This is a genomic window from Thermogladius sp. KZ2Tp1 (assembly GCF_051131135.1).
Classification (GTDB): Archaea; Thermoproteota; Thermoprotei_A; order Sulfolobales; family Desulfurococcaceae; genus Thermogladius.
In genome coordinates this window covers 1,288,349-1,304,321 of the sequence record NZ_CP151274.1, presented here as the reverse complement: position 1 = coordinate 1,304,321, position 15,973 = coordinate 1,288,349, and the positions used below count along the sequence as shown (strand labels likewise).

Sequence of the window (15,973 nt, the reverse complement as noted above, 5' to 3'; positions counted from 1 at the left end):
GCGACTCGGCGTTTGGTTAGCGGGTTTATTAAAACCTGGTGATAGAAATCTTAATAACCAGGTTTTAAGATCAGACCCACACGGTGGTTCCATGTTACTGGAGTTGGCCTCCCTGCTAATAGTCGTGCTCACGGCGTTGGCGCTGTACTTCGCGGCTAAGAAGACGAGGTACACAGCGATCGACTACACAGTGCTGGGGCTCGTCGGCGTTGTCTTCGGCGTAGTGTTCGTACCGTGGTGGACAGCCTACTACGTGGTCAAAGCGGTAGGCGGGCCCGTGGTGGCTAGGCTGCTGACCTACGGCTTGTGGTTCATGGCGGCCCCAATGGCGGCCGTCCTCATAAGGAAGCCCCTGTCCGCCTTCCTCGGGGAGACGATAGCCGCTCTCATCGAGAGCCTCATACCCACAGCGGGCGGCTTGACAAACCTGGTCTACGGCTTTGCTCAGGGGCTAGCCAGCGAAGTGGCCTACGCCGCCGGGGCCTACAGGAGCTACGGGATAGTGGTCTCGACGCTGGCCGGAGGCCTAGCGGCCTTCCCCGCCGTGGCCCTCGACGCAGTGTTGTTCGGGGACATCTACCCGTGGGACTACATGGTGTGGATAGTACTGGGGGCCTTCGTTAGCGGCCTGATATACGGGGCTATAGCCTACCTCGTTGGGAGAGTCGTGAGGCCGTAGTCTCTTTAAACCCCTTTTTCCGAATCCTTCTTCTACTAGGGCTCTGGTTGTGGCCAAGTGCAGCCTTTGCGGCAGGCCAGCGGTGTACGTCAACAGGGTCAACAAGACCGCTTACTGCAGGCAGCACTTCATCGAGTACTTTGAGAGGAAAGTGAAGAAGACGATACGTAAGTACAGGATGCTGGGCAAGACCGAGCACATAGTCGTCGCGGTCAGCGGCGGCAAGGACTCGATGGCCCTACTCTACTTCCTATGGAAGATGTCCAAGAAGAACCCCGGGTGGAGGGTCTCAGCCCTTATCGTAGACGAGGGGATAAGGGGGTACAGGGAGTACACCATAGCGAACTTCCTCAGAGTAAACGAGAGGCTAGGCGTCCCCTACAAGATCGCCTCCTTCAAAGAGTACTTCGGGATGACGCTCGACGAGATAGTGGAGGAGGGTAGGAGGAGGGGCCTCCCCTACCTCCCGTGCGCTTACTGCGGGGTTTTCAGGAGGTACCTCTTGAACAAGGTGGCGAGGGAGATGGGCGGTACAGTACTGGCTACGGCGCACAACATGGACGACGTTGTACAGACCTTCGTAATGAACCTAGCGAAGGATACGCTAGACAAGCTGGCTAGGCTCGCGCCCGTCACGGGCATAGCGTCGCACGAGAAGTTCGTGAAGAGAATAAAGCCGTTCATAGAGGTGACGGAGAAGGAGACCAGCATATACGCGCTGTTGAACGGGCTTATAGAGCCCGAGTACCACAAGTGCCCGTACGCCGAGTTCAACGTCAGGTTCAAGATAAGGAAGATGGTCAACGAGCTCGAGGAGGCCCAGCCCGGCACTAAGAACAGCCTGCTGAACAGCTACCTGAGTATAGTCCGCCTTCTCGGCGAGAAGAAGCAGGTCGGGGAGGTGAAGACCTGTAAGATATGCGGGGAGCCGTCTTCGCACGAGGTCTGTAGGGCGTGCCAGTTCAGGATCGGGCTGGGCTTACTAGAGAAAGGAGTCTACGAGTTGAAGAGAGACCTATGAGCAGGCCGATGTACATTGTGGCCACCAGGGCCTCAAGCGACAAGGACGCGCTCGAACACGTAGTGGAGAGGTTCTACCCGGGTTGGGGTATACAGGTCGTCTCGCTGGGCGGGGTCAGGTCCAGCGAAGCGCTCGCCGAGGGCCTCCGGGGGCTCGACGGTAGGGCTCTCTACAAGCTCTACATCGCCAACAGAGAGGACGCGGAGTCCGGTGTGCTCCCCTCCCGGTGCTCGCCTACGACCGTAGTCCACGTCGTCGGGAAGGCCAGGGTGAGGAACATGAGGCTGGAGGAGATACACCACGAGGTCGAGAAGGCTCGCGCCAAGCTCCGGCTACGCTTGTACTTCGAGAACGGCTTGTACAAGTTCACCCCATCGATGCCGGGCGCCAGGCCGGTCGTGGGGGAGCCCGAGGTGTACCACGACATAATGGCCTTCAGGGTCCCCGAGTTTGCCAAGGGTGTGATAGGGCTGGAGCCCGGCTGGTACATTGCTCTAAGAGACCTCGGCGGGCGCCATATTGTGTTCAGCGGGGGTGAGCCGGCCGGGTTCTTCAAGATAAGGGACGACCTCGGAGTCGAGCCCTACACTGGGCGTAGGCCCGAGAGCGTGGACATCGCGGACTTGGCCGGGGCTAACAGGGAGTTCGTTTCAAAGCTAGTGGAGGCGACCCTGGACTGGGTGAGGAGTCTCGGCGACTACGACCACGTCCTAGTCCCGTGGAGCGGCGGCAAGGACAGCACAATGGCGCTCTACCTCGCGCTCAAGCTGTTCGGGAAGAGCAGGGTGAGTCCCGTCTTCGTCGACATCGACGTCGACTTCCCTGAGAACAAGCTCTTCGTCGAGGAGGTCTCTAGCCGGCTCAAGCTAGACGTAGTCGTGAAGAGGCTCGAGCTCAAGCCCCGTATACCAGTCAACGGGCTACCAGAGCACTCCAACAGGTGGTGTTCGAGGCTCAAGGTCTCAAAGCTGGAGGAGGCCTACAGAGAGGTATGCGCGGGAGATACGAAGTGCCTCGTGTTAGTTGGGGACAGGGACGTCGAGTCGGAGTCCAGGAGCTCTAAACCCCCGTTCTTCGCCAGGGGCAACCTCACTTACGCCTACCCTCTCAAGCAGTGGAGCACGCTCCTCCTACAGGTCGCCACCATAGTATTGGGGGTACCCCTGAACCCGCTCTACGAGCAGGGCTTCTACAGGCTGGGCTGCTACATCTGCCCCTCGTTGAGGGGCTGGGAGGTGGAGTTGATAAAAAACTCGCCTAGGCTAAACCGGCTCCTAGGAGAGGAGTCTTTCCGGGAGTTCCTGAAGAAAAGGGGGTTCACTTCGAGCTCTTGAGTTCGTTTATCCTCTCCTCAACTCTCCTAAGCGTCTCCTGGAGGTAGCTCTTGAGGCTCTCAAGGTACTGTAGCTCGGCCTCCCTACTCCAAGGAGCCACGGGGGCTGCTGTCTGCGGTGCCGCCCACCACAGGTACCAACCGGGCCTCATCCACGGGGGGAGGTGGCTCCAAGGTCCATGACCCGGCCACGGCCCGTAAGGTCCTCTCCACCACATTCGCCTCACCGAATTTAGAAACATATTTCAGTATCTTATAAACTTTTTCGTCGCAGGCGTGCGGCGTGCAGGCCGCTTCACCCTATAGGCCTCTCGACTATCTTGAAAGGCCTCCTGTAGAAGATGGCCTCCGCGAGCTTCCTCCTCCCCGAGTCCAGGATCCTCCAGAAGGTGGCCTCTGAGACCCCCATTCTCGCGGAGGCCTCGCGTACACTCAGGCCCTCCAGGTACGCGAGGCGGAAAGCCTCGACCTCGTCCTCGTACAAGACCACGGCCTCCAGGGGCGGTGAGACCTCGCCGCTCTCTAAGGGGACGTACACGACACCGTAGTACCTGTACTCGACGAACCGTGGGACGAGAGGCCTCCCCGGCCAGAACCTCCCGTGGCGTGCGCCGTAGCGTCTTCCGTGCCTAGGCAAAGGGACACCTTCGAAGAGGGCTCCCGTTAAGGTGTTGTTGGTCAAAAATACGTCACATGAGGGATTTAATTGTTTCGCGCAGGATCCTCAGGCCCTCCTTGGCCTCCTCCTCCCCGATGACGAGCGGGGGTATGAGCCTTATAGAGCTCTTCCCACACCCCAGCAGGACCAGTCCTCTCCTCAGCGCCTCCCTTACTACCCTGTTCCTGAAGTCGACGTCGGGCTTCCTGCTCTTCTTGTCTGTGACGAACTCCACGCCCCACGCTAGCCCCATGCCCCTGACGTCGCCGACCTTCTCGAACTCCTCCTTCAGCTTAGCCAGCTCTTCCCTGAACAACCCCTCAAGTCTCCTAACGTTTGGCAGGAGCGTCTTGACCACCTCTATGACCTTCAGGGCGACGACCGAGGCGAGGGCGTTGCCGCCGAAGGTGTTGCTGTGCATCCCGGGCTGCTTGAAGTCTAGCTCGGCCCTGTACACGGCTGCGCCGATGGGTACGAGGCCGCCGCTGAGGGCCTTCGCCGTGGTGATGACGTCGGGGACGACGCCGAAGTGCTCGATAGCCCACATCGCACCCGTCCTCCCCAGCCCCATCTGGACCTCGTCGTCTATTAGGAGGACCCCGTAGTTCCTCGCAAGCTTCGAGAGCTCGGTGAAGAAGTTCTTGGGGGGCACGACGTAGCCACCCTCGCCCTGGACCGGCTCGAAGAAGATCCCCGCGAACTCGTCCCATGGGGCGAGCTTGTCGAACACGTACTCCTCGATAAACTCGATCACCCTGTTGACCAGCTCGTCCGGGTGCTCGTACCCGTCTATACCCCACAGGTTCCTGTACGGGTTGGGGTACGGCACGTAGAACACGCCGGGCATCCAGGGGAACTGCCTCTTCTTATGCACGCTCTTGCTGGCCGTCAGGGCGAGCGTGCCGTGGGTCCTCCCGTGGAACCCACCGATGAAGCTTATGAAGAGAGGCCTTCCAGTCGACGTCTTGGCGATCTTGAGAGCGGCCTCGTTCGCCTCAGTCCCGCTGTTGCTGAAGAAGACCTTCTTCGGGAACTCGCCCGGGGTCTCCTCGGCGAGCTTCATGGCTAGCCTGACCTGGTAGGGGTTGTAGAAGTCCGTGCCTGCAGCGTGAGCTAGGACGTTGGCTTGCTCCACTAGGGCCTTGACCACCTCCGGGTGGCTGGGGTAGCCGAGGTTGTTTACCCCAATACTACTCGAGAAGTCGAGGTACTTGTTGCCGTCGACGTCGTACAACCAGACGCCCTCTCCTCTCTCGATCACTAGCGGTAGGTTCTCGGGGTCGTGGGTCGTTGTCGCGACGTACTTGTGGTGCAGGTAGATCCACTCACTAGACTTGCCACCCATCCTGCTCAACCCTTCGGCATTGTATGATTTATACGCCTACGGTTTATATAGTAGAGCTTTGCCTCGCCTATACGCGAATAACGGGGCGTATTGGAGCTGGTTCAGGACTATATCCTCCTGACGTGGGGGAAACCTAGGATGTCGACGAGCTCCTTCATCACGGCTAGCGTGGCGACCACGAGCGCCTCCCTGAAGGCCCTGGCCTCCGGGTCCGACTCGCCCATCACCCTGTGGGACTCGTAGAACTTGTTCACTAGGTTGCTCAGGCTCATCGCGTACTCTAGGACCCTGTTGGGCTTCAACTCCCTGTACGCGGACAAGACGACTCTCTCGAACTCGGCTAGCGCGTCCAGGATCTGCTCCTCGACCTCGCTGGGCTTGTAGCCGCCCCACTCGAGCGAGGAGGCCTCGGCCTTCAGCCTCTCCATGTTCTCCAGGGGCTCCAGCCCCTTCAGCTTCCTGAGGATGCTCTGTAGCCTCACGTAGGAGTAGAGCACCGTCGAGCCGTACAGGGCCTCCTCCAGCCTTGACGGGTCGAACGTTAGGACTTTAAAGGGCTCTACGGACAGTAGCAGCCCCCTGGCGTTCGCGACCGCCAACTCTCTCAGGGTCTTCTCGACGTCCTCCCGAGCCGCCGGCTCTAGCGTCCTGGACTTCCCGGTCTCGTAGTAGACCTTCGAGACGACCGCGTAGTAGTCCTCAACCAGCTCGTCGAGCGTGTAGTAGACCCCCCGCCTACCGCTCATCCTCATACCCTTCAGCTTCACGAGCTCGTAGACGAAGTGCACCAGGCTCCTGGCCTCCCTCTCGTATCCGAGCAGGTATAAGAGGGCCTTCACCTGCTTCTGCTCCCTCGACTGCTCGCTGGCTATGACGTTATAGACCACGTCGGCGCCCGTCTCCCTGAACTTGAACACGCTGTAGGATACGTCCCTCGTCACGTACAGGGTAGTCCCGTCGCTCCGCTCGATGATGAACTTGCCCGGCCTGTCGGGGCTGAAGAGCTCCCTGACAAAGCCGCAGTCCTCGGCAGCCTGGTCTAGGTCGACAAGTAGAGCGCCGGCCTCCCTCCTCGCGAAGGGCTTCGACTCTACTATCTTTACGACCTCGTGCGCCCCCTCCAGGACCTCCTTGGAGCTCTCCCAGTCGAAGGCGTCGAAGTGGATGTTGAGTCTGCCGAGGGTCTCCTTGAACCCCTTGACCACGCTCTCCGAGACCTCGTGGAACAGGCTCAGGGTGGCTGGGTCCTCCTCCTCGCACCTCTTCATGAGCTTCCTGACATCGTCCAGAGCCCTCCTGTCGTCGAGGATCCTGGAGGACAGGGCTAGGTAGACTTCGGGTGCCCGCACGGCGAGCCTCCTCACCAGGAAGGACATCTTCGCGTGCTCCCTCGACAACTCGGTGTACCGCTCCAAGCTGTCCTTCAAGGCCTTCAACTCGACCGCGTTCGCGAGGGCCTTCTCGAGACCCGACAGGACCGTTGCCAGTCTCCTCGCGACCTTGGCCGCGCTCTTGTTGAGAGACCTCATGGCTAGCAGAGACCTGAGTTCGTCTAAGTGGCTCCTGGGCACGGCCCCTTCTCCCCCCGCCCACTCAACGAACCTAGCCAGCGCTTCCCAGAACGCCTTCTCCGCCTCCCTGACCTCTCTCAGCAGTCTCCTCTCCTCGATGAGCAGGTTCGTCAGCGCGTAGACTATGCCGTACCAGTGGTCTGTCTTGAACTCACCGCCGGGCTGGACGCCGGCCTCTTTGAGGATGGAGACACCGTACACTAGGAACGCGACCTGCCTGCCCATGTCGTTCACGTAGAACCTCCTGTTGACTCTGAACCCTAGTTTAGACAGCAGCCTCGCGAAAGTGTCGCCGATGACGCTGTTCCTCCCGCTACCCACGTGTAGGGGGTGGACGGGGTTCGCGCTCGTGTGCTCCACTACCACGACCCTCCCCCCGCCCACGCTCCTCAGCCTCTCCTCAACCCCTCCACGGAGTACGTCGTCCAGGACTACTCTGGCGAGCCTGTTGAAGTCGATCGTCAGGTTCAAGTAGCCGTTGACAAACTCGGCCCTAGCAACGTAGCACTCGTCCTTGTACTTGCTGGAGGTGAGCGCCTCTATCAGCCTCCCAGCCGCGTGCGGCCAGTCCTTCTGGTCTACGCCGCCTAGCTTAAACAAGTAGTGGAGGGCTATGGAGTAGTCCCCGATGCTCCGGAACGGGGGCCTCGACACCTTAAGCCTGCCCGTCTCAAAGGCATCCTCGACCGCCCGCCTGTCTACACCGATCGTCGCCGGCGCGAGCTCGGCAACGGCCTCGCTTAAGCACCTCGCTATGTAGCCCTGCGGCTTACTCATCCACCACTCCCAGCGTAGTCTTACCTAAACTTAGTATTGAAGCTATTAAAACTGTTCGCTAAGAAAAAGGCAAGGCCTAGGCCGAGGATACGAGCTCGGCTAGCTTCTTCTTGAACCTGGCCCACCACTCCACGACCGACTTCTCTCCCTCGACAGAGAGCTTCTCCGTCCACGTCTTGTTAGCGTACTCGGCGGCAGCCCTGGAAATGTAGTCGAACACCTTCCTGCTCTCCCACAAGGTGGGCTCGGCAACGTGGGACTGGTACTCGGCGAGCCTCCTGTAGAGCCTCTTGTAGAACTGGACGGTGTCGTCTAGACCGTAGTAGTCGGCGTAAAGTGAGGGTAGTAGCTTCTCTGCCCAGCCCCTGTGGAACCTGCAGACCCCGGAGTCGTCTATCATCAGCTCCATTACAGCCCTCTCGTAGCTCTTGGCCGCGAACTCCTCCGGGTCTAGGAAGACGCCTGTGTAGAGCGTCCAGTACCTCCCAAGGACTGGTAGAGGGGCCACCATGCCGGGCGTCCAGTAGAAGTTCGGGGTTATGTGCCCTTCCTCGCCAAACGAGGCGTAGACCGCGAGGTCTACGAACCTAATCTTTCTCTCCTCAGTCCTCTCCTCGTAGAGGAGGTCCAGCACTTTGGCGGCCGACCTGAGACCCCTATCGGCGATGAGCCTCAGTACGGGGTTGGTGCCCCAGGCCATCGACTCGATGATCTCTTCTGCGAGGTCTGCGTTGGTCTTGCTGTGTTCCACCGTGTAGTTGAGCGGGTTGAAGAACGGCTTCGTGTGTAGCGAGACCTCCTCGGGTCTGAGCAGCCCGTTCTCCAAGGCGTCGAACACGAACGCGATCAGGTTGCTGAGCTCTATTGCGTCGAAGCCGTAGGCATCGGCTAGCTCGACGAGTCTCTCGGCCTCGTGGAGGTCGAAAACGCCGATCATAGGCCCGAGGCCGTTGTAGGGCTCGTAGTCGGTCTTGTACCTCCCCTTCCTCACCTTCTTGCACGCGACGGGGCACGGCTCTCCGCACGTCTTCCAGCTCTTCGACTCGATAGCCTCCTTGTTAAAGGGCTCCCAGTAGTACTTCATTATGTAGTTGAAGAGCTTCTCGCGCACGTCGTTGGGGAGGTAGATCATGTTCCAGTTGAACATCGGCGTCTGCGTCCTTAGGTGCGGGTAGTTGGAGCCGAAGGTGCCCCCGGTGTTCAGTTTGGGGTCGTACCTGTACTTGGTCCCCGCCTCGATCACCGCGTTTATGTACGGCTTCCCCAGCTTCTTAACGGTGTAGTCGCTGATCGCCCTGAGCTCGGTCATCTCCCTGGGCAGGTCGGCCGACCTGTCGTAGCTGCCGCTGTACGCAATAGCGGCTACGTTGTGCGCCCTCAACAAGACGCTACCTGGCCCGCCTCTCGCTGCGAGGTCCTCGCTCCCGTAGTCTATCTCGCCATTGAAGAGCGTCGCCGAGAAGAGCGCGCCCAGGCTCGTGTACTTGGACGCGGGGCCGACGGCCACCACCCTACTGTAGCCCCCCTTGAAGAAGTCGGGGTGCTTGTCGACCACGTACTTCGTCAGGGCGTAGGTGCCCTTGAGCCCCCTGTAGCCCCTCCACACGCTCTCCACCTCGCTATCCTCCACTTCGCTGAAGGAGACCTCTACAGCACCATCCTTGTGGCCCCTCAGGAGTACTATCGTGGGCCTGCCGGCCGCCCCCTCTACCACTATGCTGTGGAGTCTTGCGGCTAGTTGGTAGGCCGCCCCGCCCATCGCGGCAACGTGGAGCCCGCGGGTCTGCGGGCTCCTGAATACAGCGACCAGCCTGTGGACTCCGTAGAGCTTGCTCCCCGCCAATAGTCCAGTGCCGATCACGAGGGCGTTGTCGGGGTGGTAGACCGGCTTCTTCCACGACTCGTAGACTTCGCTGTGTAGCTTTACGCCGAGGCTGACCGGGCCCCTGACCTCGCTCAGGTCGTACTCTGCCAGCCTAGACGTCTTTTCGCCGGGGTTGACGAAAACAACCCTGTACTTCAGGCTCACCCGTAAACACCCCTGTTAACGCTATTTCCAATTCTCTATTCAAGCGGTTTTAAACGATATCCTTCCGACGCGTTGAGTTCTTTTCAACAGGTGTTTAAACGCGCGGACTAGACGGGGGCGGCCGCCTTAACACTTAAAAATTCTGGGCGTTGAATAATAGAAGAGCCAAATCGTAAGGCGAAGCGCGGTAGTGGCCATGGAAATTCTGTGGATCCTAGTAGCCGGGTTAGGGGCGTTCCTCGTCGCGTGGATCGACGGGGCGAACAACGCAGCTAACAGTATAGGCGCCCCCATCGGCTCGGGGGCCCTCAGCCTGAGGAGGGCGCTCGTCTTCGCCTCGATATTCGAGTTTGTGGGGGGCGTGATCTACGGGCGCTTCGTATCGGTGACCCTGCTCAAGGGCATCGTGGACGTAAACGCCGTGAGGCCGGTGGACTTGATCGTCGGCATGAGCGTTGCGCTCGTCGTGACAGGAGTGCTGGTGACCCTGATAACGAGGATGAGGATACCGATGAGCATAAGCCAGTCCATAGTAGGGGGGATAATAGGCTTCGGTCTAGCGGCCGGGGGGGTCAACGCCGTCCTCTGGCCCGAGGTCTCGTTTATCGTCGCAGCGTGGGTGCTGGTACCCTTCCTCGGTATAGTCGCGGGGTTTGCCGAGTACAAGTTGTTCAGCCAGGTGAGGAGGTTCGTGACCGGTAAGAGGGCGCTACTGTCTGGCATTGTCCTCTTCTACCTCACCGTCTTCATGGCGATATTCCTATACCTGCTGGAGTCGGCGAGCCTAGAGAACCTGGTATACTCCGTAACCCTAGGCCTACTAGGTGCGGCGCTACTGACCGGGGTGTACTACCGCTACGTTTCGAGGAGGATGCCCGAGGACGAGATCGAGGCCAGGGACTTCGTGTACAAGACCCTCCTCATCTCCAGCTCGGCTACGATGGCCTTCAGCCACGGGGCGCACGACGTGTCCAACCCGAGCGGACCCCTGACAGGCGTCCTGCTCACGGTGTTCACGGGCCAGGTGCCGAGCGGGAAAGTCGACATCCCCTACCCTGTCACAGTCTTCTCAGCGCTAGGTATCGCTACGGGGATACTGACGTGGGGCTACAGCGTAGTGGAGACGATCGGTGAGAGGATAACCCCGCTGAGCGTCGAGTCGGCTTTTGTCGCCCAGTTCTCGGCGTCCCAGCTGGTGCTGGTCGTCACGAGGCTCGGGATCCCGACCTCTACGACGGGGGCGATAGTAGGAGCGATAGCTGGCGTGGGGCTGGCCCGTGGAGTCTCCTTCGTGAACATGAGGCTCGTGGCCAAGATAATAGGCTTCTGGTTCCTCGGGGTCGCCTTAACAGCTCTCGCGACGTTTGGGCTGGTCTACACGATCATCTCTATCTGAAGCCAGGTCGTTATGAGGATGTGTAGGTAGTCGGCCGCCTCGGCACAGGAGTCAACAGCGTTCTCGAGGTCCCTGTTGAAGTCGTGTATCAGTATGGCGAGGGTGCTCGGCTTGATCACGTCCGCGTAAACGATGAGCTTCCCCCTGTTGTCGACGTCCACTCTGTCCGCCTCCTCTTCGATCTCCAGGACTTTGTTTACCAGCTCTAGGGCGCGCTTGTGCTCCCCGGTGATCAGCCTCTCGGTCGCCTCGGCCACGTGACTGGCTGCCTGCAACACCATGTCGGCCAGCCTGTTGAGCCCGTCCCTTATAGGGGAGGGTACCTCGAGGTAGGGCATGATCGTGAGCTCCCTAGCAGCCTCCTTGACGTTGTCGCTTATCGCGTCGAGCCTCTTGATGAAGTGGAGTATGTCCTCCTTGACGCTCGGCTCTAGTCTCGAGTTCTCGATGACCTCTATGAGCCTGAGCCTGCTCTTGTTGGCCTCGCTCCTAGTCTTCACGACCTCGGCCAGGAGGCTCCTAGCCTCGCCGACTCTGACCTCGTTGAGGAGCTTCAGGGACTTCCTGAAGAGGTCTATGGACTTGATGAGGTTCTTGAGGTACTCCCTGAGAGACTCCAGCGCCTCCTCCGGCATTATGTCGCTGAGAGATATCGGCACTATACCACCATACAGGTCTATATTAACCCACCCTCTTATAATAACCCCCGTGTATGGAGATGAGCGGGAAGGGGGCTATCGGCCTACCCGAGCCCGACAAGGAGACCTGCTTGTCCAGGCTGGTCTCGGCGAGGAGGAGTGTTAGGAGGTTCAGGGACAAGCCTCTAGATTTGAGAACGGTCTCGCAGCTTCTCTGGGTGTCGTACGGCTACGTCACCTCCAGGAGGAGGGTGGTCCCGTCCGCCGGCGCGTTGTACCCCATGGAGGTCTACCTGGCGGTGAAGACGAACGGTGTAGAGGGCCTCGACCCGGGAGTGTACCTGTACGAGCCAGAGTCGCACGGGCTGCGCCAAGTCAGGCCTGGAGACCCGGCCGGCTACCTCTACGAGGCGTGCCTGAGGCAGATGTCGGTCAAGGAGGCCCCTGTGAACATCGTGATAGTGGGGGTACCCGAGAGGATCGTTGCGTGGTACGGCGACCGGGGCTACCAGTACATGGTGTTGGAGGCGGGGCACATCGGGCAGAACATATACTTGGCCGCTACGGAGATGGGCCTCGGCACCGTGGCTATAGGGGCCTTCGACGACGACCACGTGAGGAGGGTCCTCGGCCTCCGCGAGAGCTACGTCCCCCTATACATCTTCCCCGTCGGCTACCCGAGGTGAGTCACGGCTTCCCAGACTTGAGCGATAGGAACTTCTCCACTGGGGCCACCGTCAGGGTGGCGAGCCTCCTCCTGTGGTACAGCTTGACGCACCTAACGTACACCACGTAGTCCGGGTGGGTTAGCGAGACCTGCCTCTTGACCCTCTCCGCTATGACTCTTATAGCGTCGCTCGTGTGTGCCGGGAGCCTCGTCTCCCTCCAGTACAGCCTGCCGTGGAGTGTCACCCTGTAAGTCTTGTCGACGGGTATCTTCTCCTCCGCCAGCCTGCCGGCCTCCTCGGCCACCACCTCCACGAAGGGGTCTAGGACCACGTCCACGGGTACTACCCTGTAGATAAGAGGCGACAAGGTGGCGCCCCTCAGCGTGTCCACGGCCTTGTAGGGGTCGGGGACTTTCGCGAGTATTACGGAGGGCCCCGTGTCCACGACCGTTAGGTCTCCTAACAGCCTCCTGAGCTCGCTTAGTACAGCCCTGTAGTTCTCGCCGCCCTGCTCGTGGGTTATAATCAGGTTGAAAGACAAGCCCTCAACCCTTCCAGACCTGAGCGTTAAATTGATGATAGCGTTTGATAAGCTTATAAAATTGGGCTGGACCCAGCTATGCCGGTATACGTTGTGACGGTCAGCGGGGAGATACCCTTAAGGTCTTCGAGGACCAGGCCGAGGTTCTACAGGAGGCTGGTCGAGAACCTGAGGGACGCTGTGGAGAGAGCTGGCGGCAGGGTCCTGGGGCACGAGGTGGTCGAGGCGAAGGTAATTTTGAGGACGGACGCCGACGTCACGGAGGCGTTGTCAAAGGTCTTCGGCGTCCACAGAGTGGGGGTTGTCGCGGAGTACCAGTTCAAGGACTTGAAGGACCTGGCCGCGTGGGCGAGCAGCGAGGCCAGGGACCTCGTGGCTAACAAGAGGTTTGCTGTGAGAGTCAAGAGGAGGGGCTCCCACGACTTCACCTCTCTAGACGTGGCGAGGGAGGTGGGGGCGGCCCTAAAGGAGTACTCGGCCGGCGTGGACCTGGAGAACCCGGAGGTCACGGTGGAGATAGAGGTCAGGGGGAGTAGGGCCTTCATCTACAAGAGGGCCGCCGAGGGGCCCGGCGGCCTGCCGGTGGGTGTCGAGGGGAGGGCCCTAGCCCTGTTCAGCGGCGGCTTCGACTCCCCGGTGGCGGCCTGGCTTGTGGCCAAGAGGGGTGTTCAAGTAGACTTCCTACACTTCACCCTGGGGTCTACGAGGGCCACTTACCTAGCCTTCAAGGTGGCCAGGGAGCTATCGAGCAGGTGGCTGCACGGCTACAGGCCCAGGTACGTGGTAGTGGACTTCAGGAAGGTCGTGGCAGAGGTCGCCTCGAAGGTCGGCTGGCCCATGAGGCAGGTGGTACTGAGGGCGCTGATGTACACCGCGGCGAGTAGGCTGGCGGTGGCGGGCGGCTACAACGCCATAGTCACGGGGGAGTCCATAGGGCAGGCTTCGAGCCAGACCCTCAGGAACCTCCAAGCCGTGGAGGAGTATGCTAAGCCCTCTAGACCCGTCCTCAGGCCGCTTCTGGGCTTCGACAAGGAGGAGATAGTGGCGCTCTCGAGGAGGATAGGGCTCTACGAGCTGTCATCCAAGGTCCCCGAGGCCTGCGCAATAGCGCCGAGCAGGGTCGAGACCCACGCTACATCTGGGATGGTGGAAGAGGAGGTGAGGAAAGTAGACATGGCCCTGGTCGAGAAGGCGGTCGAAAGGGCCAGGTCCTTCGATACGTTGTCCTCGAGGCCCGATGACGTGATACCGAGCGACGACGTCGAGATCGACTTCATACCAGAGGACGCCCTACTGGTAGACGCCAGGGAGTGGAGGGGGGTAGACGACGGGTCTCTACCGGGGGCAGTACCTCTCTCGAGGTTAGACCCGGACAAGGTTCCCCGCGACAGGGTGGTGGTCGTTTTCTGCGACACGGGCGCGATAAGCACAGTGGTAGCCGAGGTGTTGAGGAAAAAAGGGTTGAGGGCTTACAGCCTCAGGGGCGGGCTGAAGAGGTGCGGTGAAGGAGGCTAGTTGTGGTTCTCGTAGTCCAAGATCGAGAGCTCGATTAAGGAAAAGACCGCCTTGAAGCGGGAGATCATCTCCGCCCTCCAAGCGACCTCGTCGTAGTCCTCGTTGATCTGCCTATACGCCTCCACCACGTGGACCAAGACGGGCATTATGGGCGTCTCGCGCTCGTAGACAACCCTGTCCTCCACTTCGTCGTATACGACCGTGAGGTCGCGGTCGCTGAACCTGTAGACGTTGATCAAAAGCCACCTCCTATCCTTCCCCCTGTAAAAGACCTCGGTGTGAACCAGCTTGGGCTCGACATCCACGGACCCCGACATCTTCTCCCCACTTTATTCTTCATTAGAGCGGGCTCCTTACTATAGTGGAGGTGTTTTAAACCTTGCGGAGAAACTTCCACGGTGTTATAATACAGTATATGCCCTGAACACGGTATGCATCCCCTCCAGTCCGCAGGATACTATTTAAAGCCCCACCTAGAATATAGTGTCTGTGAAGGGCCCGTCGCCTAGCCAGGATAGGGCGCCGGCCTCCTAAGCCGGAGGCCCGGGGTTCGAATCCCCGCGGGCCCGCGTACGCTTATCTAAAGTATTAAACAGCTGGGGCCCGAGTCGAGTAGCGTTAAAAAGGGGTTTCGTTACCGTGGGCTTCTAGGCCGCCTTCCTCTCTAGGACGACTACTCCCTCAGGGTTCTTCAACCTTAGAGCCAGGCTTGACCAGACCCTGAAGACGTGGTAGCCGTCCTCGGGCCCTACGTAGTCTACTTCGGCGTTGCCGCCGTAGACCACGTCTACCACGCCCTGTGCCGCCGAGACCAGTATCCCCTTCCCATCGGGCAGGCTAGGGGTCGCCGCGACATCGTCCACCAGCGCCTTAACCCTCTCCAGGTCTGTCACCCCTGTCTTCTCGCTCACGGAGAGTAGCCTGGCGTAGTCGGCGGGGTTGAGGAAGAGCACGTACGGCCTGGGCAGCCCCTTGCCGGCGAGGTGCGCGACCGCCCTCGCCACGTCCGCGGGTGCCTGCCCAGGCGTCTCCCAGCCGCCCATCTCTAGCCTGACCCCACCCTTCTCTAGCAGCGTGGAGGCGACCAGCCGGTCCTCCTCTTGTGCTAGCGTGTAGGCTGCCTTGAGCCCCTCGGGCGCCTCGAGCAGGCTGTTTGTGGCTACGGCGTAGTCTACAGCCTTCTGCGAGACGCGGAACCTGAAGCTCAGCTCCTTGAGCGGCAGTACACTCCTACCCTCCGCCACCGACTCCACCGGCACCGCCTCCACGCCTCTCCCGGCGGTCACCGAGGGTAGCCTCCTAGCGACCGTCCTCGCGCTGGCCACCGCCTCCTTCACCCTGGAGGCCACGGCTTCCTCGAGCCTTAGCTCGGCCTTAGCGGGACCGCCAGCCCCCTGGCCGCCGTCGGGGGCTCTAAGCCCCGTCAACTCCTCGACCTCCTTCGCCCCCTTCTCCAGCTCTGCGACCTGCTCCGGGTCCATGGACTTCAGCAGGGCCAGGAACTCGCCTACGTGAGTCTTCTCCTCCCTCGCTATGTCCTCGAAGACCCTCCTAACCTTCTCGTCGTCGATGCTCCTAGCCAGCTGGAGGTAGAGGCTTATGGCGTCGAGCTCGGCTATTATGGCTAGGCGGAGGGCGTCGGCGACCTCCTCCTTGCTTAGCCTCCTCCCAGGAGGGAGTTCTAGGGGGTGTTTAGACAGCACTTGTACAACTCACCTAAGTAGAGTATTACCGCGAAAAATAAAAAATATTACTCACGCTCGGTCGTTGCGTTCTACCGGGGACGTGCTAGTGGACCCCGT

At 60.2% G+C, this 15,973-nt stretch carries 15 protein-coding genes and 1 tRNA gene; 7 read left to right on the top strand and 9 right to left on the bottom strand.

Annotated features, from left to right (window positions below; translation table 11 throughout):
* Positions 1-91: 91 nt before the first annotated feature.
* Genes WLZ34_RS07125 through WLZ34_RS07115 form a run of 3 tightly spaced genes read left to right on the top strand, consistent with a single transcriptional unit; the run spans position 92 to position 3,034 of the window.
* Complete coding sequence (locus tag WLZ34_RS07125) at positions 92-679, top strand: ECF transporter S component (protein WP_434731334.1); 588 nt, start codon at positions 92-94, stop codon at positions 677-679.
* Between the two features lie 49 nt (positions 680-728).
* Positions 729-1,700 carry a TIGR00269 family protein gene (locus tag WLZ34_RS07120; RefSeq protein ID WP_434731333.1) on the top strand — a complete coding sequence of 324 codons (972 nt, stop codon included), beginning with the start codon at positions 729-731 and terminating at the stop codon, positions 1,698-1,700.
* On the top strand, positions 1,697-3,034 hold the full coding sequence (locus WLZ34_RS07115; RefSeq protein ID WP_434731332.1) for a phosphoadenosine phosphosulfate reductase family protein: 1,338 nt from the start codon (positions 1,697-1,699) through the stop codon (positions 3,032-3,034). Before WLZ34_RS07120 ends, WLZ34_RS07115 begins: the two co-directional genes overlap by 4 nt.
* Here the strand turns inward: WLZ34_RS07115 and WLZ34_RS07110 are convergent.
* From WLZ34_RS07110 to WLZ34_RS07090, 5 genes are all read right to left on the bottom strand, one after another.
* Positions 3,018-3,251: a hypothetical protein gene (locus WLZ34_RS07110; RefSeq protein WP_434731966.1), complete on the bottom strand. Its 234-nt coding sequence runs from the start codon at positions 3,249-3,251 to the stop codon at positions 3,018-3,020. The genes WLZ34_RS07115 and WLZ34_RS07110 overlap by 17 nt on opposite strands.
* Positions 3,252-3,328: 77 nt before the next feature.
* Positions 3,329-3,670: a DUF134 domain-containing protein gene (locus tag WLZ34_RS07105; RefSeq protein WP_434731331.1), complete on the bottom strand. Its 342-nt coding sequence runs from the start codon at positions 3,668-3,670 to the stop codon at positions 3,329-3,331.
* 52 nt (positions 3,671-3,722) lie between these two features.
* A complete protein-coding gene (locus WLZ34_RS07100; RefSeq protein ID WP_434731965.1) occupies positions 3,723-5,036 on the bottom strand; it encodes an acetyl ornithine aminotransferase family protein in 1,314 nt (437 codons plus the stop codon).
* Between the two features lie 107 nt (positions 5,037-5,143).
* Complete coding sequence (argS, locus tag WLZ34_RS07095; protein WP_434731330.1) at positions 5,144-7,384, bottom strand: arginine--tRNA ligase; 2,241 nt, start codon at positions 7,382-7,384, stop codon at positions 5,144-5,146.
* A gap of 76 nt (positions 7,385-7,460) precedes the next feature.
* Positions 7,461-9,413, bottom strand: a complete 1,953-nt coding sequence (locus WLZ34_RS07090; RefSeq protein WP_434731329.1) for an aldehyde ferredoxin oxidoreductase N-terminal domain-containing protein — start codon at positions 9,411-9,413, stop codon at positions 7,461-7,463.
* A gap of 196 nt (positions 9,414-9,609) precedes the next feature.
* On the opposite strand from WLZ34_RS07090, the gene WLZ34_RS07085 reads away from it, so the two are divergent.
* Complete coding sequence (locus WLZ34_RS07085; protein WP_434731328.1) at positions 9,610-10,809, top strand: inorganic phosphate transporter; 1,200 nt, start codon at positions 9,610-9,612, stop codon at positions 10,807-10,809.
* Here WLZ34_RS07085 and WLZ34_RS07080 read toward each other — a convergent pair.
* Entirely contained in the window at positions 10,788-11,468 is a 681-nt protein-coding gene (locus WLZ34_RS07080; protein WP_434731327.1) for a DUF47 domain-containing protein, read from the bottom strand. The genes WLZ34_RS07085 and WLZ34_RS07080 overlap by 22 nt on opposite strands.
* A gap of 53 nt (positions 11,469-11,521) precedes the next feature.
* Between WLZ34_RS07080 and WLZ34_RS07075 the strand changes: the two genes are divergently transcribed.
* Positions 11,522-12,133, top strand: a complete 612-nt coding sequence (locus WLZ34_RS07075) for a SagB/ThcOx family dehydrogenase (RefSeq protein WP_434731326.1) — start codon at positions 11,522-11,524, stop codon at positions 12,131-12,133.
* 1 nt (position 12,134) lies between these two features.
* On the opposite strand, the gene WLZ34_RS07070 is transcribed toward WLZ34_RS07075, so the two are convergent.
* Positions 12,135-12,656, bottom strand: coding sequence for a THUMP domain-containing protein (locus tag WLZ34_RS07070; protein ID WP_014737636.1), 522 nt, complete (start codon positions 12,654-12,656; stop codon positions 12,135-12,137).
* Between the two features lie 78 nt (positions 12,657-12,734).
* Between WLZ34_RS07070 and thiI the strand changes: the two genes are divergently transcribed.
* A complete protein-coding gene (thiI, locus tag WLZ34_RS07065) occupies positions 12,735-14,171 on the top strand; it encodes a tRNA uracil 4-sulfurtransferase ThiI (protein ID WP_434731325.1) in 1,437 nt (478 codons plus the stop codon).
* Here the strand turns inward: thiI and WLZ34_RS07060 are convergent.
* Positions 14,168-14,488 carry a hypothetical protein gene (locus WLZ34_RS07060; RefSeq protein ID WP_434731324.1) on the bottom strand — a complete coding sequence of 107 codons (321 nt, stop codon included), beginning with the start codon at positions 14,486-14,488 and terminating at the stop codon, positions 14,168-14,170. The two genes, thiI and WLZ34_RS07060, sit on opposite strands and share 4 nt — an antisense overlap.
* A 177-nt stretch (positions 14,489-14,665) precedes the next feature.
* Here WLZ34_RS07060 and WLZ34_RS07055 point away from each other — a divergent pair.
* Positions 14,666-14,740 (top strand) — tRNA-Arg (locus tag WLZ34_RS07055).
* A gap of 78 nt (positions 14,741-14,818) precedes the next feature.
* On the opposite strand, the gene WLZ34_RS07050 is transcribed toward WLZ34_RS07055, so the two are convergent.
* Positions 14,819-15,874: an encapsulin gene (locus WLZ34_RS07050; protein ID WP_434731323.1), complete on the bottom strand. Its 1,056-nt coding sequence runs from the start codon at positions 15,872-15,874 to the stop codon at positions 14,819-14,821.
* Between the last annotated feature and the right edge of the window lie 99 nt (positions 15,875-15,973).